We start from the raw sequence: 21,341 nt of genomic DNA, 5'->3' as shown, positions 1-21,341 counted from the left end.
AAACCCCGCCGACAAAAAGGTAGCTCCTAAATAGACCGCTGCAAGTATCGTCCTGATACGCTCGACGAAAACATCGAATCGTCGGACCGCCATGTTTTCGACGTCTATTTAGGAGCTACCTTTTCATCGTCTCGAAGGCTGTGGTAGCTTTGTCATCAGTCTGGGGCGGGCAACTGGCCGCCCCGCATCAGGAAATAGCTTCCTGCAACAGCGTCATCTGAGCTGAAACCGGCGCTTCGCCCTCCTTCGGTTGCAGATGGGTGTAGCTGCCATCGGTGTTCAACACCCACGCCTGAGTGTTGTCGGCAAGGTACAGCTCAAGGTCTGCGGTAATCTTGTCGCGAATGCGCTTCACCAGAATCGGGAAGCCGGTCTCCACGCGGTGGAACATGTTGCGGGTCATCCAGTCGGCACTGGCGGCAATCAAGTCTGGCTCACCTCCGTTTTCAAACCGGAAAACACGGGTGTGCTCCAGGAAGCGGCCAACGATAGAGCGCACATGAATGTTCTCAGACACGCCCGGAACCCCCGGCTTCACCTGACAGATACCGCGCACGATCAGATCAATCTTCACCCCAGCCTGGCTGGCTTCATAAAGCTTGCGCACCAGGTTCTCTTCTGAAAGCGAGTTCATCTTCGCAGTGATACGCGCCGGCCGGCCGGCTTTGGCGTGTTCGATCTCCCGCTCAATATACTTCATCATGGTTTTGTGCAGCGTAAAGGGCGCCTGCAGCACCTTATCGAGCTTGGATACCCGGCCGAGGCTGGTCAACTGCAGGAAGATGCGGTTAACGTCGTCACCAATCTGTTTATTGCAGGTGAGCAAGCCGTAGTCGGTATAGATATTCACAGTTTTCGGGTGATAGTTACCGGTTCCCAGATGCACATAGTGACGCAGCTTATTGCCTTCCTTGCGGGCAATCATCAGCAGCTTGGCGTGGGTCTTATAGCCAAATACGCCGTACACCACGTGAATGCCGTATTCCTGCAGGCGCATCGCCAGCGCAACGTTGGCCTCTTCATCGAAGCGCGCCAACAGTTCAATCACCACCGTCACCTCTTTGCCGGCCTTAGCCGCAGACACCAGCGCATCGACAATGACGGACTTAACACCCGTCCGGTACAGCGTCTGCTTGATGGTGACCACGTTCGGGTCTTTGGCGGCCTGACGGATCAGCTCTACCACCGGAACAAAGGAATCAAACGGGTGGTGCAACAGAATATCGGCACGGGCGATGGCCTCGAAGGCATTCTTCTTGCGGCGCAACGCCTTGGGCATACAGGGCTCAAAGGGGGTGTACGTCAGATCAGGCCGTCCGGCCATATCAATCAGGTCTGACAGGCGGTTCAGGTTGACCGGGCCATCCACCTGATAAACATCGGGCTCGCTGATCTCAAACTGCCCCATCAGGAATGAAGTCATTTCGTCCGGGCTGTTTTCGGCCACTTCCAGGCGAACCTCATCGCCGTACTGGCGATAGACCAGCTCACCTTCAATGGCGCGGCGCAAATCTTCGGTTTCTTCTTCGTCGACAAACAGGTCGGAGTTTCGGGTCACCCGGAACTGATAGCTGCCTTTGACCGTCATGCCGTAAAAGATCTCATCCATAAAATAGTGAATGATCGACGACATAAAGACGAAGCGGTTGGCGTTGTTCTGATCCGGCAAGTCCAGACGCACAACATTCGGCAGTGAACGCGGACACTGCACAATGGCGCGGCCGCTGTTACGGCCGAAGGCATCTTTGCCGTGCAGGAAGACAAAGAAGTTCAGCGACTTATTGAGAATACGCGGGAACGGGTGCGCCGGGTCGAGACCGATGGGGCTGAGCAGTGGCAGCACCTCCTGATGGAAGTAGTTTTTCAGCCATTCAATTTCCGCCTTAGTCCAATCTTTACGTTTGATCAGCTCAATATTCTCTTCCGCCAGCTTGGGCAGAATCTGCTCATTGAGGATCTGGTATTGTCGATTCACCAGCTCGTGCGCGCGCACGGCAATGGTAGACAGCTGAGTTTCCGGGCCACGACCGTCCGGCCCGGCCAGAGAAGACCCGGCTTCGTGCAGTTCTTTCAGGCCACCGACACGAACCTCAAAGAACTCATCGAGGTTAGTGCTGGAAATACACAGGAATCGCAGTCGCTCCAACAGCGGGATGGAGGCATCTTCCGCCTGAAGCATGACCCGTTGATGAAACTCCAGCAGAGATAATTCACGATTTAAAAAATGCTCCGACCCGATTTCAACCGGGGTGTTTTCACTAACTTCGGCGGCATTCGCGCCGTTCGCGTTGGTCATACCTACTCCTGTTTGTCATTGCCGCTAATTTTAATTCCTGCTGGCGACACCATTATGACAAGTATAAGTCATGTGAGATTTTGTGGTGACCACAGCTTATAGGTTACAGGCAAAAAAAACACCGCCGGGGCGGTGCAACGCAGGGTTTGACAGATCAACACTATGAACAGAGGTTAAACTTCATCCAACAACAAATAACGGGCTTGCAGGCGGTAGGCTGTTACAAAGCCGACCATCGCCAGTGTGACGCAGATGAGGGCATTTTGGGTCGCACCGGAATCCATCAATACCAGGCTGGCGCCCAGCATCGCGCAGGTTAAGACCACTACAGGAATGTACAAATACTTCACGTTTTTACTCCTATCGGCGCATTGCCAATCAACTGACTGCAATCCTCGATAACCGAATTATAGCCGCAGATTGCGGAAGCACCCGGCTTATAACAATTCTCTACCGAGTGGCAAAAAGTTGACTGTCTGAAACAGCGGGCAAACAGACGCCTCTGGCGCGCTTAGGGTTCGGTGCCAAAAAAACGGAGATGAGATGTATGCGGAGGGAAGAATCACCCGGCCGACAGCGCAGCCTCGGTCAGTGCCCTAACCTCGTCCAGGCTGGCATCAACACCGATCAACAGCCAAAGGGTATTCTTTGGGCTGGTGCGGCTGCGAATAACGCGCGCATGCTCGTGCAGGTAGTTGTGCAGGAACAGCACGGCCTGTTGTCGTTGCAGAGCATCCGTAAACCAGTCACCGGACCACAGCGCTGACCACTCGGCAATCTGCTCGTTCAGCAGTGTGGCAGAGGCTTCGCTGGCCGACTGATCATTTTCAGGCAGACTGCGCAGAGCGGTAATGGGATAACCATCGAGTTGTTGATCACAAATAAAGGAGGGTGCGGCCGTGCGGTTGCTGTCCGGATAGACACAGCTGGTGAGTTCGGTATTCAGACCACGGCTGCTGCAGGAAAACAGCAGCAGAACCAAAGCAAGCAATGAGGTTGTTTGAATGGTTCTGCGCATGGTCTCGGGCCCGGAAATTTCAGCGGTTAAAACAGTACGCGGGCGCGCAGTGTGCCTTTAACCTGCAGTACTTTTTCCAGAGCTTTTTCGGACGCTTCCTGAGCGACATCAATCACCACGTAACCGATCTTATCGGACGTTTGCAGGAACTGACCCATGATGTTGATGTCGTTTTCAGAGAACACCTGGTTAATTTCAGACAGAACACCAGGAATGTTTTCGTGAATGTGCAGAATACGGTGCGCATTCGGATGCGCCGGCAGAGCAACCTCAGGGAAGTTAACCGCAGACAGCGAGGTACCGATGTCGGAATAAGTCGCCAGTTTTTCAGCCACTTCAATGCCGATATTGAATTGCGCTTCCTGCGTTGAACCACCCACGTGAGGGGTCAGCAGTACGTTATCGAACTCACGCAGCGGCGAAACAAATTCGTCGTCGTTAGAGCGAGGCTCAACCGGGAATACATCGACCGCCGCACCGAGCAGTTTTTTGCTGCGGATCACTTCAGCCAGTGCGTCAATTTCAACCGTGGTACCGCGTGCAGCATTGAGGAAGAAGCTGCCTTGTTTCATCTGGCTGAACTGGGCTTCACCCATCATCATCTTGGTGGAAGCCGTTTCCGGTACGTGCAAAGAAACCACATCCGCCGTGCTCAGCAGCTCGTTCAGAGAGCCAACCTGACGGGCATTACCCAGTGGCAGCTTGGTGACGATGTCATAGAACATCACTTCCATGCCCATGCTTTCGGCCATCACGCCCAACTGAGTACCGATGTTGCCGTAGCCAACAATACCCAGCTTCTTACCACGAATTTCGTAGCTGTCGTTGGCAGATTTCAGCCAGCCACCGCGGTGACAGGCTGCGTTTTTCTCCGGGATACCGCGCATCAGCATAATAATTTCAGCAATGACCAGCTCGGCTACGGAGCGGGTATTGGAGTAGGGTGCATTAAATACCGGAACACCGCGCTTGGCCGCGGCGGTTAAATCCACCTGGTTGGTACCAATGCAGAAACAGCCAACCGCAACCAGTTTCTTCGCCGCAGCAAAGACGTCTTCGGTCAACTGTGTACGCGAACGAATACCCACGAAATGCGCCTCGGAAATTCTTTCCAGCAGTTCGCTTTCCGGCAGCGAGCCTTTTACGTAATCAATATTGGTGTAACCGGCTTTCTGGAACGTATCCAATGCGCTCTGGTGTACACCTTCTAAAAGAAGAATTCGGATTTTGCTTTTATCGAGGGAAGTCTGGGTCATCTTGAAAACTCTGAGGCAATGGTTAAAGCGCGCGGATGATAACACAGCTTAAAACCTGCGCCTTAGCCATTTTCGCAATGCTGTTGTTTTAAAAACAGAATAAAGATTAATCAGACCGAATGGTCAGATAGAGCCGCCGGCAAGGTTGAAAGCAGAGTGCCGAGGGCACCCTGCAGCAGTGCAAATCTGTTAGCGGGTAGATGCCAGCATGTGATCAACCGCCGCCTTCACTTCGTCGTCACTCAGTGCCGTATTACCGCCCTTCGCGGGCATGTTGTTCAGGCCATTCAAGGCATGGCTATAGAGCGTTTCGAGCCCCTGCACTTCACGCGGCGCCCAGTCGTCGGCATTGCCGAACCTTGGCGAACTTAACAGGCCGGTCGCATGACAGGCAGCACAGGATGCAGAATAAACATCTTCACCACTTCTCGGCCCGTCCGCTGCGGCACTGCTCGCCGCTACTTTAGCGGTTGCGCACTCCTGCCCCTGAATACAAACGTTACCGGCCGGTTTCAGGCGCTCTGCCAGCGATTCTTCACTGCCTTGAGTTGCAGCAATCGCAGCGCCAAAAGCAAAAGTGACCAATAAAACGAGAAACTTTTTCATATCGTAGTCCGTTCCGTTAACATCGTTATTCTTATGAGGCGGCGATTATAGCGGCTATACCGGGTCGGTGAAACAACAGGCACCAAACCTACGACTATCGGTGGATATACCGCGCGGCTAACGCTGAAACAATCTGAATTTGCCATCCATACCACCCTTGATGTTAGACAATTAACCGGGAGCTCGCCAAAAGTGAATCAGGTAACTGTTGCTGCAACGCAAATGAGCTGCAGCTGGAATGTAGAAGAAAATATCGCCACAGCGGAAAAGCTGGTGCGTCAGGCCGCGGCGGCGGGTGCCAACATTATATTGCTGCCCGAGCTGTTCGAACGGGTTTATTTTTGCCAGCAGCAGAAAGAGGACTATCGCCGCTTCGCCACCGGCGTGGAAGACAACCCGGCCATCAACCACTTTAAAGCGATCGCCAAAGAGCTTGGCGTGGTGCTACCGATCAGCTTTTTTGAGCAGGCCGGGCCTGTCGCCTATAACTCCATTGCGATTATCGATGCCGATGGCGAAAACCTGGGCATCTACCGTAAAACCCATATTCCGGATGGCCCGGGCTATAACGAGAAATTCTATTTCTGCCCCGGCGATACCGGCTTTAAGGTGTGGAAAACCCGCTTCGGCACTATTGGCGTGGGCATCTGCTGGGATCAGTGGTTCCCCGAATGCGCCCGTTCCATGGCGCTGATGGGTGCAGACATTCTGTTCTACCCAACGGCCATCGGCTCGGAGCCTTACGACGCCAGCATCGATTCCAGCAAGCATTGGCAGCGCACCCAGCAGGGGCACTCGGCCGCCAACGTCATTCCGGTGATTACCAGCAACCGGGTGGGTGAGGAAGTGATCGATGATTCATCCATTACCTTCTATGGCTCATCGTTTATTACCGACGCCACCGGCGAACTGCTGAGCGAAATGAACAAAACCGAAACCGGCTTTGTTTGCCAGTCCTTTGATTTGCAGGCGCTGGCTTATCAGCGTCAGGAATGGGGTCTGTTCCGCGACCGTCGACCCAGCCAGTACCAGGCGCTGTCGACCAAAGATGGTATTACCCGCTAACGCCCCGCCATCAAAATCGCTCAGGCAAACAGCGCAAACACATCTGGCCTTTCCAAGAGCCGGTTTGCGGTCCATGCCTGAGCGCTCTGCTCTGCCCAGCTGATTTTCAGCGCCCACACAGGCCCCTCTTGCAGATTGCGACCTGAGTCAAAGAACGACCTGTAACCGGTCCCAATTTCTGCGCTTTCCTATTCCAATATGTATCAATTGTGATCGACCGCCAATTTTTCAGAACATTGTTCTACTAGCCTGAAAATGGAGGGCAGGCTAACGCCCCAGGGAACGACAATAACAATAAGGAAATCACAATGAGCGATAACTTCTATGACAATGAAAAGCGCCGCGCCGGACGAAAAGTGGCCGGTCTAACGGCCCTGCTGGGCTCTGTAGCCGCATTACTGGTGGTACTGACCGCCGCAATCTTCATGCTGTACTGAGCGCTTCTGCTTTACCCATCACCTGCAATGCGGCTGTATGCAGGTGGCCGGTCAGTCTTCATTGAGCCGCTGCAACAGCGGCAACACAATCTGCTTATCGAACTCGCGCTCACCATGACGCATAAACTGGATCGTAATCCGGTTTTTGGATTCGGCGATAATCTGCCCGACCCCCAGCTTGGGGTGTGAAACCACCTGATTCACCAGTTCCTCCCCCTTTTTCAGCGAGCGCTGCTGCCATGCAGGCACCGGCAGCCCTTTCAACCGGGCGTAAAACTCGACACTGGGACGGTGCATGTCACCGGGTAATTCCGGCGCAGCCGAGCCGTTGCCAAGGGCCGCTTCAAAGGCTGCCAGACCATCAACATAGGCATCGGGAATAAAGCGTGATGGCATCAGCGTGCTGTCATCGGCCGGCGTCAACAGCACCAGCTCTTCGGCGGCGCGGGTCATGGCTACATAGAGCAGGCGTCGCTCACTGGCAACGCTGGTGGCAATCATCATTTCACCCTCTGGCTGGTAAGGGAAAAACTGGCTGTTGAGCTCCGGAATAATCACACAGGGCCACTGCCGCCCCTTCGATTTATGAATAGAGGTAATCAGCAGCGCATCGGCATTGGCCGGCGTCTTCCGGTTCATCAGCTCCGTCAGTTGCGCTGCACCCTGGGCCAGTGGCCAGCGGCTTTGGCGTACAAAGGAGACAAAGGCTTTGACGGTTGCCACCTGATCTTCCACCTGCGCGACGGAAAAGGCATTGTCTTTCAATGAGGCGAGGTAATCGGTGCCCTGCAGCCAGCCATACAGCACCAGACTGGCCTCACCCTGCGCCCGTTCGGCCTTTTCGATCCAGCGGGCGCGCTCAAACAGCTGCTCCGACTGATACTTGGACACCGTGTTGGGGATGGCATTGCGCAGCGCCTGGCCCCATTCACGGCTGACACCGGCCAGCCGGCTAATCAACTCGTCGACGATCGATTTCTTAATCTTCAGATAGGGTTGAGTGAGCAATACCTGCCAGGCCTGTTTGCGGGCTCGGGCATCCCACTGCGCGGTTTCACCGGCGGCAATTTGCAGCAGTACGCGGAACGGGCGCAATTCGTAGCGCTCCAGCACCGTCTGCTGGTTATCCATGTGGTAAGGGATGGCATTGGCCAGCAACAGCAGCTCCAGCCGGGCACTGTTGGCCCACAGCCGGTTGATGACGGCAATGTCCTTAAGCGGGCGGCTGGCCTGCCAGTTGCGTATGCAGGTCAGTGCGGCCTGAGCACTGTCGCCACAGGCTTCACGCTGCACTCGGGTGGTACCTGCACTCTGGTGCGAAACACACTGGATACGCGGACTGTCAGCGGCATAGTTACCGGCAATCACCTGATTGGCGAGCAGGCTCAGCGTGTCACCAAAGCGGAAGGTGTGGCTGAGCTGATAATCGCTGGTGCCCTGATAGCTGTTGCTGAAGCCGGTAGTCAGCAGCGCCGGGTCGGAGCCGCGGAATTCATAGATGGTCTGGTCCGGGTCGCCCACCACCAGAATATCACTCTTGCCGCCGTGCAGCGTTTTCAGCAAATACTCTTGCACGGGGTTGATGTCCTGAAACTCATCGACCAGATATTCCGCCATATGGCCGGCAAACTGGGCGGCGATATCCGGCTCGTTTTTAAAGCGCAGCACCGGCTCGTAGAGCAGATCGGAAAAGGTCATCTTATGGTGCTGGCTGCGCCAGTCCTCAAACTCATAAAAGGCCTGAATAAACAGCTTGCAGCTGGCTGGCAGGCCGGTGGATTCAAACACCTGCTCCGGTGTCGCCAAGGAGCTCTTCACCAATTCCAGATAGGCAACCGCCGGCTCCACCCACTTCTTTTTGCGGGTGAGAATGTCATCGGCGATGTCGGCATCGGCCAGGTTACGCAGAATACGCCAGATCACCGGCTCGATGTCGGAATCCTGCAGGATGTCTTTATCGAACGCCGCCATATAATCGCGCTGCACCAGCGTCTGGCAAATACGGTAGCCCAGCGAATGAAAGGTGCGCACATCCGGCAGCACCGCGCCGCGCCCGGCAACCTGTTTCAGTCGCCGTTCAAAATCGAGCTGCGCCGCCTTATTGTACATCAGCACCAGCATGCGGCGCGGGTCGGCACCGGATTGCAGGCGGTTATGCACATAGGCCGTGAGCGTTTGGGTTTTCCCGGAACCGGCAACCGCAATAATGCGGGCATGGCCACCGGCATGCTGAATCACAGCCTGTTGTTCAGAAGTATATTGCACAGAAGATTTTCAGATTAACGCCAAAGAAAGTATGACATCATACCAGCCGCACTTTGCTATAGTTACTGTGGTCTTAATAACAAAAGTTACTGAGCTCTCAACGACCGGGCTCAGTAGCGGTCGAAGCAGCCAAACGGAGTAGCCGCATGCCTAAACAAGAGATTAAAAGCCTGTTTCAACGCTTACGTGAACACCTGCCAGAGGGCGAAGCCAGTGCGCAACAGAAGGCACTGCTCGATCAGATTCAGTACCATGTACACAACATTGATCAGCCCGACCCGGAAGACCCGACCTTCCGTGAATCGCTGGAATCGCTGATTGCCGATATCGAATCGGATCATCCGAAGAGTGCGGCCATTGCCCGTAATATTTTGGAAACGCTGGCGGCCATCGGCATTTAAGCCGGCGGCTCGCTGCCATCCCCACCCTGGCTAAACACATAGCAATCACGCCCCAGGTGTTTGGCCCGATACAACGCTTGGTCTGCCGCGCGAATTAGCGCCGCAAACGTCTGACCCCGGGCCGGAACCTGGCTATGAACACCCACCGAACAGGTCAGATACTTGCGCAGAGCCTGCGGGTTCTCTACCGCCTGCTGGTGCCAAAGTTCATTCAGCCGGCTGGCTTTGCGATGCGCTTCGGTAACATCCATTCCCAGCGCAATCACAATAAACTCTTCACCGCCATACCGGCCAAGCACTTCATCGTCGCCATTAAATACCTGTCGCAACAAATCGGCCTGCAAGCGAATAATTTCGTCGCCCTGGACGTGGCCATAAAAGTCGTTATAGGGTTTGAAATGGTCGATATCGATCAGAAACACGGTTAACAATTGTTGCGTATCGCAGGCCCGGTCTAATAATGCCTGGCCGTCCAGCTCATAAGCCCGACGGTTGTTCAGCCCGGTCAGCTGATCGGTACGGCTGAGATCATGCAGCTTTTCCGACAATTCTTTTGAACGCAAAAAGCTTTGCTCCAGCGAGAACAAGCCCAGCAAGCTGATGAACTGGGCGGCCGACATCAAACCATACTTGGTGAAGCCAAATGAGCCATAAATAGGCAAAAAAGAAACCATCAATAAAAAGCTGAAGTTACTGAGCAAAACCAGATAGACCGCATAGCGAAAGGACATCCGCAACAGGAAAAATGCGGCCAGGGTATAGAGCACCGTACCTTCATACTGAAACGGGTGTTGCGCAACCACCCAGCATTTATAAATCACCCAGTAGTTAACGCCATTGACATAGCTGACCACCAGAAACAGCACCAAATCTTTGTGCGCCCGGTAATTGGGCCGGGTGGTGTAATAGAGAAAAAACAAACCGGCCGGCAATTGCAGTGCGACCCGCGAAAAGATGTAGCTGCCATGAAGCTCTGTGGGCATCGCCGACATATCGATGGGCATAAAGGCGAGCGCTAACAGGATTGAGCATACAACCAATAGCTGCAACCGCCTTGAGGAAAGTTCGGAATGGATCAAGCGTGGCTCCGTAACTGCATCTGAACGTTCTGCATTTTAAAGAAAACCAGAATATTTTTTAGACGCAGTTCACAATATAAGCCATTACTGAAAAAACTATGCGTCTTCTTGATCGCCGTCGTCTTCTGACAAGGTCGCCATTGAGGCCGGCAGTTTTTTGTTCGATGGTGCACCGAGTTTCTGCAGTCGCTGAACATAGCTGGCCATTGAGCCGCGCCCGTCCCGCAGGCTGCCCATGGCATCGTGAAAGGTGGAGTCGGCGGTTTTCAGCTGTGCTCCCAGCTTGTCCATCTTTTCACCGAAGATTGCCAGCTTGTCGTAGATCTTTCCGGCCAGCTTGAATAGCTCTTTGGCATTTTCATTCTGCCGCTCCAACACCCAAAGGTTGGCAACGGTTTTCAGAGTGGCCAGCAGCGTGGTCGGCGTAACCACCACGATGTGCCGTTCAAAGGCCTCATTAAACAGCTGCTGATCGGCTTCGAAGGCGGCAATAAAGGCGCTTTCAATGGGCATGAACATCAATACAAAATCCGGTGCGTTCATACCATTCAGACTGGGGTAATTCTTTTCGCTAAGCGAGCGGATGTGGTTGCGCGTTGCGGCGATGTGTTCCTGCATCGCCTTCTGCCGCAGTGTGTCGTCTTCGCTGATCAAGGCGTTCTGGTAGGCCACCAGGCTGACCTTGCTGTCGATGATAATGTGCTTGCCTTCCGGCAAATGAATAACGAAATCGGGGCGGTAGTTCTTGCCGTCTTCACTTTTAAAGTTCGCTTCGCGCTCGTACTCACGCCCCTTGCGCAGGCCGGACGATTCCAGAATGCGCTCAATCTGCAGCTCACCCCAGTTACCCTGCAGCTTTTTATCACCCTTCAGGGCTTTGGTCAGATCGCTGGCCTGCTGATTCAGCTGATTGTTCATTTCCCGCAGCATGTTCAACTGCGCCACCAGCTGGCCGCGGCCTTCAATTTCCTTGCTGTGGATATCATCGACACGCTGGCGGAACTGCTCAATATTCTTCTGAAACGGATCCAGCAGTGCCGACATCGACTGACGTGACTGCTGCTGGAACTTCTGATTGCTCTGCTCGAATATTTCATTCGCCAGGTGTGAAAACTCCTGCTTCAGCTGGGCTTTATTTTCGGTGAGCATCTTCACCTGCTCGGCATGATGCTCACTCTGCGCCTGCATCTGCACCGCCAGTTCGGCCATTTTGGTGTCCTGCTGCTGAAAGCTCTGCTGCAGCGCATGGCACTCGCGTTCCTTTTCACGCAGGCGTTCATGCACAACCGGCAGCTGTTCCAGTTGCGCGGTCAGGCTGGCAATTTTCGCTTTGGCTTCCGAAAGGCTTTCGCTTAATGCTTCCCCGGCCTGTTTCACATCGGTCAGTTCATGATTGGTCAGCGCCGTGCGCTCAATTTCAAAGTTCAGCGACTGGGTCGCCAGCTCCAGTTGCTGCTGCAGCGCCTGCCTCCGCTTATCGGCATTGCGCAACAGGTAGGCAGTCAGCAGTGCCAGCGGCACAATGCCGACTGCAACACCGGCGGCTAAGGGAAGGTAATGAGTGGTCATCCAAAGAATCAAAGTGGGCCCCTGAAGAAGATAGATTAACTGATGTCTGGCAAGCTGAATGGCCAGGCGGTGTGATCGCCGGGATTAGGATCTTGCTGATACGAGTATTGCGCGCCATGGTAACTAAATTCGAGACGCCAGGCATGAAGAAAAACCCGATCAGCGGCGGAGCCACCGTAACGGATGTCACCCAAGATCGGCGCGCCCAGCGATTTCATCGCCACCCGTAGCTGATGGGTTTTGCCGGTTTTCGGTTGCAGTACAAAGCCGCGTAACGATGGGCTCAGCAGGTAGCTGGAAAACTGCGTCAGCGCCGGGTTTTCAGTGGTGCGCAGCAGCTTCCACTGACCGCGCCGCGCCGGTGCCATATCGCCCTTGACCCAACCCTGCTTCTTTTTCGGTTTGCAATCTGAAACGGCCAGATAGGTTTTGCGCACCGTGCGCTCGGCAAAGGCCAAACTCAACTCGCGGTTGGCCTGCTCGGTCTTGGCCACCAGCAACAGGCCGGAGGTTGGCTTATCGAGCCGGTGCACAGGGAGCGGCTTTATAGCGGTCTCACGCTGCAGCCACTGCAATACAGAGGGTGCGTCGGTATCGCGCTGAACCGTCCAGCCAATGGGCTTGTTTATAACCCAGAAGCCGTCCGTTTCGGCAATGATGTCAGGATATATTTCGGGCATTAAATCATCAGCCCTTGCGCCGCTCTTCCTGCAGCTGCAGCGCAATACGGTTCATCAGCACGCCCCAGCGGGTATTCAGTGAGGCCAGTTCAGAAGGGGTTTCGCGTAAGTCGCGATGCTCCAGAATCAGTCGGTTTTCGCCTTCGGCTTTTTCAATGCGCCAGTGCACCAGCGTGTTGTGCCAGTAGTCTTCGCCCTGGGTGCAAAGCCACTCCAGTACGCTTTCGGTTTCTTCCTCGACAACCCGGAACACCATGGACACTTCCTGCTGCTGCGCCTGAAACTGCCAGCTATCTGCCCCGTGGGTGGAGATGCTCCCCGGCCACCACTGCTCCAGACCGGTACGCGTGGTCAACAAGGACCAGATGCGGTCTGGCTCAGCCTGTACTACTATTTCGTGATAAAGAGTCGTCATAATCATTCCGGCTATGCGCATGTATTGGCCCAGCTATTTTAGCAGAGACAGCACCGATGCTTAACAACGTTTCACACAAGGCGGCATTTGCAATGCGCCCGGAAGGGTCGCTGAATCATATGCCGGTGGATCCGTTGCAGCTGCCAGGTGACGACCCGCTGCGGCATTCGGCAGCGCTGGCCGGCAAAGATCTGGTTTCGCGCAAGGCTCTGATGGCTATTCTGTGCCAGCAAGATCACCCGCAGCAGGACGATTTACGCGCCTTTCTCACTCACTTTAATATCGCTGAGCCTGCCGACCGCAGGGTTCTCGACTGTTACGCCGAGCGTTTTATTCTAATCATCCGAACGGCTCGCAGTTGTGAACAATGGGCGCACGGCAACCACTTTCAGAAGAAGCTGCTCGATTTCTGGCAGGCCAGTGAAACGGTCGTCATTGCCGGCGGCATTACCTCCGCGCAGTTTGGCATTCACCTGGCTTCACGGGTGGAAGAAGCCTTTACCAACCTGGATATACTGGCATCGCCCTGGGCCGGCCAAACCGCGTTGTTTGGCTTGGCACAGGCGGTTGCCCAGCGTGAGCTGCTGCTGGTGCTGGATTTTGGCGGCACCGGGGTGAAATGCGGCATTGCTCATAACTACGGCAACCGCATTGATCATCTGTTTGAGATGGAAGTCGCGCCCTACCTGCATCAGGGGCTGGTGTACGCGGATCATTTCAGGGAGCTGCTGGTGCAGATTCGCGAGCGGGTCGGCTGCGCACTGCCGGTGGCCATCAGCCTGGCCTGCTATATGGATTCCGGTGTGGTGTTTGATTACAAGAGCGGTATTTACCACCGCCTGGGCGCCTGCTCAGACAATCTGGCCATCACGCTCAACGATGAATGGCTGCCTGCCGTCGACCTTGGCGAGTTAAAGGCACTGGAGCACGACAGCACCGCCGCCGCATTGGCGTTTCAGTTCCGCACCCCGGCGATGATGGTCACACTGGGCACCGGCCTGGGTTCGGCCCCCTGCCCCTATGTTCCGCTACCCGGGCGAAGCGGATAAAAAGCGCACACCAAAGCCTTCCGGGCCTATGCGTTCAACCTGCATCCAGATTTCCATCAACTCACCCTTCTGCAGCATTTTGCAGCGAAACAGCTGACCTTCCTCGACGCTGAACGGGTTATCCAGCGGTGCTAATAAGGCACCCGAGCTGGAAATATTCTTACAGGCACAATGAAACGACTCACCGCTGTCCATCAACAGGGTCAGGGGGATCTGTAAATTTTCGAACCGGGGTGCGCGCTGAACCATGGGCCTGCTGTCAGTAGAAACCATGTAAGAACCTATTCCCATTAAAGTCTCTTGTTTTTATATTTTCAATGGTCAAGGCATGATACTGAACATGCTGTGCAAGTCACCTGTTCCGCACATACAGCCCTGGCTTTAACGGTAAATGCTGCTTTTCGCGGCAGATTAGGGCTTGATTTTCATAAACCGGCTCGCCCAAAATAAACCGCTGCCCACCTTTTCTGTTAGCCATCGCTTCCAGCCCACCAGGACGTCTATGAATATTCTTTACTATGTAGTGCACCCCGATTTGGACCACTCGAATGCAAACCGCTCTCTGCTGAGAAAGTTACCGCTGCATCCGCAGCTGAAGGTGATCGATCTGTACGACAGGTACCCGAGCTTCAGCGTCAACGCAGTAGCAGAAAAGGAGTTGATCGACTGGGCGGATGCATTGTTTTTCCAGCACCCGCTGTACTGGTACAGCGTGCCGGCGTTGCTTAAGCAATGGTTCGAAATAGTGCTGACGCCGGGCTATGCCTACGGCAAAGAAGGCACTGCCCTGGCTGGCAAGCGCTGGCAACACATTATCTCGACCGGAGGCAACGCCAACGCTTACCGCAGCGAAGGCTACAACCAGTACAGCATGGAAGAGCTGCTCAGACCTCTGGAATCGACCGCCGGCCTTTGCCGCTGTGAATGGCACGAGCCGCTGATTCACTTCAGTGCCAAGCATGCGCGCGGTGAGCAACTCAACGCGTTCAATGATCAGGTGGTGAATACCCTGACTGACCTTCTGGAGACCCGCTAATGACAACCGAACACAATTATTTCATGGACGCACTGGTGTTTCTCGGTGCCGCGGTTGTTTTTGTGCCGGTCGCCAAGCGCGCCGGACTCGGTTCTGTACTGGGTTATCTGGTCGGCGGTATTGCCATTGGCCCTTACCTGCTGGGCCTGATTGAAGACAGCGAATCCATTCTGCACTTCTCGGAGTTTGGCGTGGTGTTGCTGCTGTTTTTGATAGGTCTGGAACTGAACCCCGGAAGACTATGGGGCATGCGCCGGCAAATTTTTGGCCTTGGCGGCACTCAGGTGATGGCCTCGGCGGCGCTACTGGCAGCCATCGCGCTGCTGTTTAATTTTGACTGGCGACTGAGCCTGGTGGCCGCCTTCGGGTTGGCGCTGTCCTCTACAGCCATTGCCCTACAGACGCTGGAGGAGCGCAAACTGATGGCCACCGGTGCCGGTCAGAACGGCTTCGCGGTTCTGCTGTTTCAGGATATTGCCGTCATTCCGATGATCGCACTGTTGCCACTGCTGGCCACCACGCACGCCGAAGCAACCACAACGCCCTGGCTGCAGGTGCTGAAAGCCGTAGCGGCCATTGCGGTGATTATTCTCGGTGGTCACTTCGCGCTAACCCCCATCCTCAAACGCATTGCCAGCCTGCACATGCGTGAGATGTTTACCGCCTTTTCGCTGGCGCTGGTCATCGGGATTGCCCAACTGATGGACTATGTTGGCCTGTCGATGGCGCTCGGCACCTTCCTGGCCGGCGTGCTCTTAGCCGATTCCGAATACCGGCATGAGCTTGAGATCGACATCGAGCCGTTTAAGGGGTTGTTGATGGGCCTGTTCTTTATGGCGGTGGGTATGTCGATTGATTTCAACCTGCTGGTTAACCAGCTCGGCCCGGTTGTGCTGCTGGCCGTTATCCTCATTGCCGTGAAGGCACTGGTGCTCTATGCGCTGGCCTGGTATCTGAAGATGAGCAACAGCGACCGGCTGCGCTTTACCGCGGTACTGGCACAGGGGGGTGAGTTTGCCTTTGTGCTCTTCAGCCTGGCGACCAGCACCAACATCATCAGCCTGGACGATCAGTCGCTGCTGGTATTGGCCGTGGTTATTTCAATGATATGCACACCGCTGCTGGTGAATCTGGTGGAATACATCATTGTGAAGCAGCATCAGAATACGCCTCAGCCGCAGGATGAAATTGAAGAGAATAACGGCCATATTCTGATTTGTGGTTATGGCCGCTATGGTCAGGTCATTGGCCGTATGCTACACGGCCTTGGCCATTCCACGACACTGCTGGATTCCGACCCCAACCAGATTGAGCTGGTGCGTAAGTTTGGCTTCAAGGTATTTTTTGGTGACGCCACACGGCTCGACCTGCTCGAAGCCGCCGGCATCGGCAACGCCAGAGCAGTCATTCTGACCATGGATGATCAGCAGCTGGTGACCCACCTGACCGGCTTAATCCGCAAGAACTGGCCTTCCATTGTTATTCTGGCGCGCGCCCGTAACCGTCAGCACGCGGTAGACCTGTACAAGGCCGGTGCCAATGACATCAGCCGGGAAACCTTCAGCAGTGCGCTGGAGCTGGGCAGCTCGGCACTGAACTTCCTGGGTATGTCGAAGCACAATGCCTGGCGCGCGGCGCAGAAGTTTCGCCACTACGATGAAAAACTGCTGGCGGCACAATTTGAAATGGAGGGTGATGAAGATACGCTGATTCAGCTTTCACACCGTTCACGACGCGATCTGGAAGAAATCTATCGTCAGGATCAGAGTATTCTGGAGGAAAACGACAACGAATGGACCTGAGCGTGGCGAATCAGGCGAGCGAGGTTCGGGCTGAAGCCCGACCTACATATTCAGATTCTCTGTAGGTTGGCCTTTAGGCCAACGGGGGTTGCGGACGTTCCTTTGCGCCTTGTCGGGCTGAAGCCCGACCTACATATTCAGATTCTCTGTAGGTTGGCCTTTAGGCCAGCTCCGGGTGCTGACCAAACCAACCTGCTGCAGGTTACTCGTGGTTCGCTAAAAACTCTTCCAGCTTATCGATCATATTCTTTGAACCGGCAAAGAACGGTGTGCGCTGGTGCAGTTCGGTCGGTTCCATATCCAGAATCGACTGACCGGCATAGGAGATCGCCCGGCCACCGGCCTGTTCCGTCAGGAACGCCATCGGGTTGCCTTCATAGAGCAGTCGCAACTTGCCGTCCGGGTAACTGGAAGAAGACGGATACAGGAAAATACCGCCCTTGAGGATATTGCGGTGAATATCTGAAACCAGAGAACCGATATAACGACTGGTGTATGGCCGGTTGGTTTCGAGATCCTCTTCCTGGCAGTACTTGATGTACTTTTTCACGCCCGTCGGGAAGTGAATATAGCGGCCTTCGTTCACGGAGTAGATATTGCCATCTTCCGGGAATTTCATATCCGGGTGGGACAAACAGAAAATACCCAGGCTAGGGTCATAGGTGAAGCCATGTACGCCACAACCGGTGCTGTAAACCAGCATCGTTGATGAACCATAAATAACGTAGCCCGCGGCAACCTGCTTGCGGCCTTTCTGCAGGAAGTCGGCATCGGTAACCGGAGTACCGACCGGCGAAACCCGCTTATACACCGAGAAGATGGTTCCTACCGAAACGTTCACCTCGATATTGGATGAACCATCCACCGGGTCAATCAGCACCACATACTTACTTTTCTTATTAAGCTGGTCATCGAAGCGAACGTAATTATCTTCCTCTTCCGATGCCAGACCACAGACCACACCGCGAGCCGCCAGTGCTGCCTTAAACTTTTCATTAGCGTACACATCCAGCTTTTGCTGCTGTTCACCCTGTATGTTTTCAGAGCCAATAGCACCGTTAATGTCTGCCAGGCCTGCCTTGTTGATGTCGCGGTGAACAACTTTTGATGCCAGACGCAGTGAGGCAAAAATTGAACTCAATTCACCGGTTGCCTCCGGGTATTGAGCCTGCTTTTCAATAATAAATTCACCGAGGGTTTTTGTAATTTCCATATTCTCTCCAGCTGCCAGGAAATAAATTCACAATCATGGATTGATAGTCTTAGTTAGCTACGGAACTCGGTCATTCTGTAATGTGCAGTCTATTTAATCGCTGCTGCACTTTATTATCTGTACAAGTGTAGATGAGTACTGAACAAAACGCGTTAAATAGTGAATATTCACTGACGCTATGGGGTACCTGAGCGAACGATAAATGAGATAGGCCGGAAAAGAAATTAAAAAGCAGAAAGTGCTCAAACAAATTTTTTAATATTCAGCAGTCCTCAGTGGCTATTCATTACAGATCAACACTGATCATGTCTGGCAGGCGATTTACAGCAGGCATAAAAAAGCGACCCTGCGGTCGCTTCTTCAATAAGCATTGGGAACGGTTAAATTACTTACCCAAGGCTTTTCTTGCTTCTCGAATTGTACGAAGTTTACCGATCGCTTTAGAAAGCTGAACAGCAACCTCGGCAAACTCTTTGCTCGCCATCTTATCGGCAATCTGCTTCTCGGCAGCAACTTTCGCTTTGGTGGCTGCCGCTTCGTCGATATCGGCAGCGCGAACTGCGGTATCGGCCAGTACAGTCACCAGGTGAGGCTGCACTTCCAGATAGCCACCATCGACGTAGATGAACTCACGGCTGCCATTCTGTTTTACCAGATGAACCGGGCCGGGGCTCAAACGAGTCAGTAAAGGGGCGTGACCGGGCTTAATACCCAACTCGCCGACTTCACCAGTACAAACCAGAAGCTCAACGAGGCCAGAGAAAATCTTCTCTTCTGCGCTGACGATATCGCAATGTACGGTCATTGCCATAATAGCTTACCTCCCGGTTGTGTTAGCTGCGTGCGTTATGCGCTTCCACAACTTCTTCGATTGAACCTTTCATGTAGAAATCCTGCTCGGCGATGTGGTCGTACTCGCCATCCAGAATGCCTTTGAATCCACGAATGGTTTCTTTCAGTGGTACATACTTACCCGGAGAACCGGTGAAAACTTCCGCTACGTGGAAAGGCTGAGACAGGAATTTCTCAATCTTACGCGCACGGGCAACGGTCATTTTGTCTTCATCAGACAGTTCGTCCATACCCAGAATCGCGATGATGTCTTTCAGCTCTTTATAGCCCTGAAGTACACCCTGCACACCACGGGCACAATCGTAGTGCTCGTTACCGATTACCAGTGGGTCCAACTGACGTGACGTGGAATCCAGTGGGTCAACCGCCGGGTAAATACCCAGTGCAGCAATATCACGCGAAAGTACAACCGTTGCATCCAAGTGAGCAAAGGTGGTTGCCGGTGATGGGTCAGTCAAGTCATCCGCAGGTACATAAACCGCCTGAACAGAAGTAATGGAACCTTCCTTCGTTGAGGTAATACGTTCCTGAAGTACACCCATCTCTTCCGCCAGCGTAGGCTGATAACCTACCGCAGAAGGCATACGACCCAGCAGTGCGGATACTTCCGTACCGGCCAGGGTATAACGGTAGATGTTATCGACGAAGAACAGTACATCACGGCCTTCATCACGGAATTTCTCCGCCATGGTCAAACCTGTCAGTGCAACACGCAGACGGTTACCCGGTGGCTCGTTCATCTGACCGTAAACCATCGCCACTTTAGACTCAGTCATGTTATCCAGCTGAATAACGCCGGCTTCTGACATTTCGTGGTAGAAGTCGTTACCTTCACGGGTACGCTCACCAACACCTGCGAATACAGAAAGACCGGAGTGCTCTGTTGCGATGTTGTTGATCAGCTCAAGCATGTTTACCGTTTTACCTACACCGGCACCACCGAACAGACCCACTTTACCACCCTTGGCAAACGGACAAACAAGGTCGATAACCTTAATGCCTGTTTCCAGGATTTCCTGCGAGTGCGCCTGATCTGCATAAGAAGGTGCTTCACGGTGAATAACCGAAGTTTCTTCAACTTCGATCGGTCCGCGCTCGTCAATTGGGTTACCCAGAACGTCCATAATACGGCCCAGAGTGCCGGTACCCACAGGAACCGAAATACCTTTGCCAGTATTCACTACGCTCAAACCACGTTTCAGACCTTCGGTCTGGCCCATGGCAATGGTACGAACAATACCGTCGCCCAGCTGCTGCTGAACTTCGAGGGTAATGTTCGCTTCTTCAATAATAATTGCGTCGTAAACCTTCGGCACACTGTCACGTGGGAATTCCACGTCGACAACGGCGCCAATGATTTGCGTAATACGTCCGCTACTCATGTTTGTATCCTCTTCAAACCGTTATTGCACCGCCGCAGCGCCGCCAACAATCTCTGAAATTTCCTGAGTAATAGCCGCCTGACGCGCCTTGTTGTACTCAAGGTTCAAACTATCGATCATATCGCCTGCGTTATCAGTTGCTGCCTTCATCGCCATCATGCGCGATGACTGCTCGCAAGCACCGTTTTCGACAACGCTCTGATACACCTGTGACTCAATATAACGAGTCAATAAGCCATTCAACAAAGATTCCGCGTCAGGCTCGTACAGATAGTCCCAAGCGTAAGCACGGTGGGTATCGCCATCTTCAGCCTTCAACGGCAAGAGCTGATCAATCGTTGGCTTCTGAACCATGGTGTTCACAAACTGGTTGTAAACAACGTACAGCTGATCGATTTCACCGGACTCAAAGTGATCAATCATCACTTTGACACCACCGATCAGGTCTGCAATAGATGGCTTTTCACCTACGTTTGTAATAGATGCAACGACATTAAATCCACGGCCTTTAAAAAAGCCTGTGCCTTTACTGCCCACGGCACATACTGCGACTTCAATGCCTTTTGCTTCTAACTCGGCTGCGTCTTTTGCAACGGCTTTAAACAGGTTGGCGTTTAATCCACCACAAAGACCACGGTCTGTGGAAACAACGATATAGCCAACTTTTTTAATTTCACGTTCCTGCAGATAAGGGTGCTTAATCTCAGTGTTCGCATTCGCCAGATGACCAATCACCGCCCGGGCTTTCTGGGCGTATGGCTGACTGACCAGCATACGATCCTGAGCTTTACGCATTTTACTGGCGGCAACCAACTGCATTGCCGACGTAATTTTCTGCGTATTTTTAATGCTATTTATCTGCGTACGTATCTCTTTTCCGACTGCCATAGCATTAGCCTCAGTTACAGGCCGCTTTCACG

Annotated in this window: 21 protein-coding genes; 6 read left to right on the top strand and 15 right to left on the bottom strand. The window is 53.7% G+C overall.

From position 1 onward, the window contains the following. Positions 1-187: 187 nt before the first annotated feature. From ppk1 to BCF53_RS02090, 5 genes are all read right to left on the bottom strand, one after another. Entirely contained in the window at positions 188-2,296 is a 2,109-nt protein-coding gene (ppk1, locus tag BCF53_RS02105; RefSeq protein WP_132699379.1) for a polyphosphate kinase 1, read from the bottom strand. A gap of 173 nt (positions 2,297-2,469) precedes the next feature. Next, the gene (locus BCF53_RS19180) at positions 2,470-2,646 is read right to left on the bottom strand and encodes a hypothetical protein (RefSeq protein WP_165901779.1); all 177 of its coding nucleotides are present in this window, start codon (positions 2,644-2,646) and stop codon (positions 2,470-2,472) included. A 212-nt stretch (positions 2,647-2,858) separates the two neighbouring features. Further along, a complete protein-coding gene (locus BCF53_RS02100) occupies positions 2,859-3,314 on the bottom strand; it encodes a hypothetical protein (RefSeq protein ID WP_132699377.1) in 456 nt (151 codons plus the stop codon). Between the two features lie 26 nt (positions 3,315-3,340). Then, positions 3,341-4,570, bottom strand: a complete 1,230-nt coding sequence (gene serA / locus BCF53_RS02095; protein ID WP_132699375.1) for a phosphoglycerate dehydrogenase — start codon at positions 4,568-4,570, stop codon at positions 3,341-3,343. Between the two features lie 189 nt (positions 4,571-4,759). Further along, the gene (locus tag BCF53_RS02090; protein WP_132699373.1) at positions 4,760-5,176 is read right to left on the bottom strand and encodes a c-type cytochrome; all 417 of its coding nucleotides are present in this window, start codon (positions 5,174-5,176) and stop codon (positions 4,760-4,762) included. Positions 5,177-5,368: 192 nt separating this feature from the next. Between BCF53_RS02090 and aguB the strand changes: the two genes are divergently transcribed. Together aguB and BCF53_RS19515 are read left to right on the top strand one after the other, a co-directional pair. Next, a complete protein-coding gene (aguB, locus tag BCF53_RS02085; protein ID WP_132699371.1) occupies positions 5,369-6,241 on the top strand; it encodes an N-carbamoylputrescine amidase in 873 nt (290 codons plus the stop codon). Positions 6,242-6,549: 308 nt separating this feature from the next. Further along, positions 6,550-6,678 carry a hypothetical protein gene (locus BCF53_RS19515; protein WP_279389122.1) on the top strand — a complete coding sequence of 43 codons (129 nt, stop codon included), beginning with the start codon at positions 6,550-6,552 and terminating at the stop codon, positions 6,676-6,678. 51 nt (positions 6,679-6,729) lie between these two features. On the opposite strand, the gene BCF53_RS02080 is transcribed toward BCF53_RS19515, so the two are convergent. After that, on the bottom strand, positions 6,730-8,943 hold the full coding sequence (locus BCF53_RS02080) for an ATP-dependent helicase (protein ID WP_132699369.1): 2,214 nt from the start codon (positions 8,941-8,943) through the stop codon (positions 6,730-6,732). Between the two features lie 146 nt (positions 8,944-9,089). Between BCF53_RS02080 and BCF53_RS02075 the strand changes: the two genes are divergently transcribed. After that, positions 9,090-9,344, top strand: coding sequence for a DUF4404 family protein (locus BCF53_RS02075; protein ID WP_132699367.1), 255 nt, complete (start codon positions 9,090-9,092; stop codon positions 9,342-9,344). On the opposite strand, the gene BCF53_RS02070 is transcribed toward BCF53_RS02075, so the two are convergent. The 4 genes from BCF53_RS02070 to BCF53_RS02055 all read right to left on the bottom strand — a co-directional run bounded on the left by BCF53_RS02070 (position 9,341) and on the right by BCF53_RS02055 (position 13,087). Beyond that, a complete protein-coding gene (locus BCF53_RS02070) occupies positions 9,341-10,423 on the bottom strand; it encodes a GGDEF domain-containing protein (RefSeq protein WP_132699365.1) in 1,083 nt (360 codons plus the stop codon). The two genes, BCF53_RS02075 and BCF53_RS02070, sit on opposite strands and share 4 nt — an antisense overlap. A gap of 96 nt (positions 10,424-10,519) precedes the next feature. Continuing rightward, positions 10,520-12,004, bottom strand: a complete 1,485-nt coding sequence (locus tag BCF53_RS02065) for a DNA recombination protein RmuC (RefSeq protein WP_165901778.1) — start codon at positions 12,002-12,004, stop codon at positions 10,520-10,522. Positions 12,005-12,027: 23 nt separating this feature from the next. Beyond that, the gene (locus BCF53_RS02060) at positions 12,028-12,672 is read right to left on the bottom strand and encodes a pseudouridine synthase (RefSeq protein ID WP_132699361.1); all 645 of its coding nucleotides are present in this window, start codon (positions 12,670-12,672) and stop codon (positions 12,028-12,030) included. 7 nt (positions 12,673-12,679) lie between these two features. Beyond that, positions 12,680-13,087, bottom strand: coding sequence for an SRPBCC domain-containing protein (locus BCF53_RS02055; protein ID WP_165901777.1), 408 nt, complete (start codon positions 13,085-13,087; stop codon positions 12,680-12,682). Between the two features lie 56 nt (positions 13,088-13,143). Here BCF53_RS02055 and BCF53_RS02050 point away from each other — a divergent pair, with 56 nt between their 5' ends. Further along, positions 13,144-14,136: an ROK family protein gene (locus BCF53_RS02050; protein ID WP_132699357.1), complete on the top strand. Its 993-nt coding sequence runs from the start codon at positions 13,144-13,146 to the stop codon at positions 14,134-14,136. Here the strand turns inward: BCF53_RS02050 and BCF53_RS02045 are convergent. Further along, positions 14,116-14,427 (bottom strand): PilZ domain-containing protein, encoded by a 312-nt coding sequence (locus BCF53_RS02045; RefSeq protein WP_132699355.1) that lies wholly within the window; start codon positions 14,425-14,427, stop codon positions 14,116-14,118. The genes BCF53_RS02050 and BCF53_RS02045 overlap by 21 nt on opposite strands. Before the next feature lie 211 nt (positions 14,428-14,638). On the opposite strand from BCF53_RS02045, the gene BCF53_RS02040 reads away from it, so the two are divergent. Both BCF53_RS02040 and BCF53_RS02035 read left to right on the top strand, forming a co-directional pair. Then, positions 14,639-15,172, top strand: a complete 534-nt coding sequence (locus BCF53_RS02040; protein WP_132699353.1) for an NAD(P)H-dependent oxidoreductase — start codon at positions 14,639-14,641, stop codon at positions 15,170-15,172. Beyond that, a complete protein-coding gene (locus BCF53_RS02035) occupies positions 15,172-16,974 on the top strand; it encodes a monovalent cation:proton antiporter-2 (CPA2) family protein (RefSeq protein WP_132699351.1) in 1,803 nt (600 codons plus the stop codon). Before BCF53_RS02040 ends, BCF53_RS02035 begins: the two co-directional genes overlap by 1 nt. 202 nt (positions 16,975-17,176) lie before the next feature. Here the strand turns inward: BCF53_RS02035 and fbp are convergent, their stop codons facing one another. From fbp to atpG, 4 genes are all read right to left on the bottom strand, one after another. Then, a complete protein-coding gene (gene fbp, locus BCF53_RS02030) occupies positions 17,177-18,187 on the bottom strand; it encodes a class 1 fructose-bisphosphatase (protein ID WP_132699349.1) in 1,011 nt (336 codons plus the stop codon). 385 nt (positions 18,188-18,572) lie between these two features. Continuing rightward, positions 18,573-18,998, bottom strand: coding sequence for a F0F1 ATP synthase subunit epsilon (locus tag BCF53_RS02025; RefSeq protein WP_132699347.1), 426 nt, complete (start codon positions 18,996-18,998; stop codon positions 18,573-18,575). Between the two features lie 22 nt (positions 18,999-19,020). Continuing rightward, positions 19,021-20,421 (bottom strand): F0F1 ATP synthase subunit beta, encoded by a 1,401-nt coding sequence (gene atpD / locus BCF53_RS02020; protein ID WP_132699345.1) that lies wholly within the window; start codon positions 20,419-20,421, stop codon positions 19,021-19,023. Positions 20,422-20,442: 21 nt separating this feature from the next. Continuing rightward, complete coding sequence (gene atpG / locus BCF53_RS02015; RefSeq protein ID WP_132699343.1) at positions 20,443-21,309, bottom strand: F0F1 ATP synthase subunit gamma; 867 nt, start codon at positions 21,307-21,309, stop codon at positions 20,443-20,445. Positions 21,310-21,341: the final 32 nt, after the last annotated feature.

It is taken from the genome of Reinekea marinisedimentorum (assembly GCF_004341165.1).
GTDB lineage: Bacteria > Pseudomonadota > Gammaproteobacteria > Pseudomonadales > Natronospirillaceae > Reinekea > Reinekea marinisedimentorum.
This window is presented reverse-complemented; position numbering and strand designations above follow the sequence as displayed.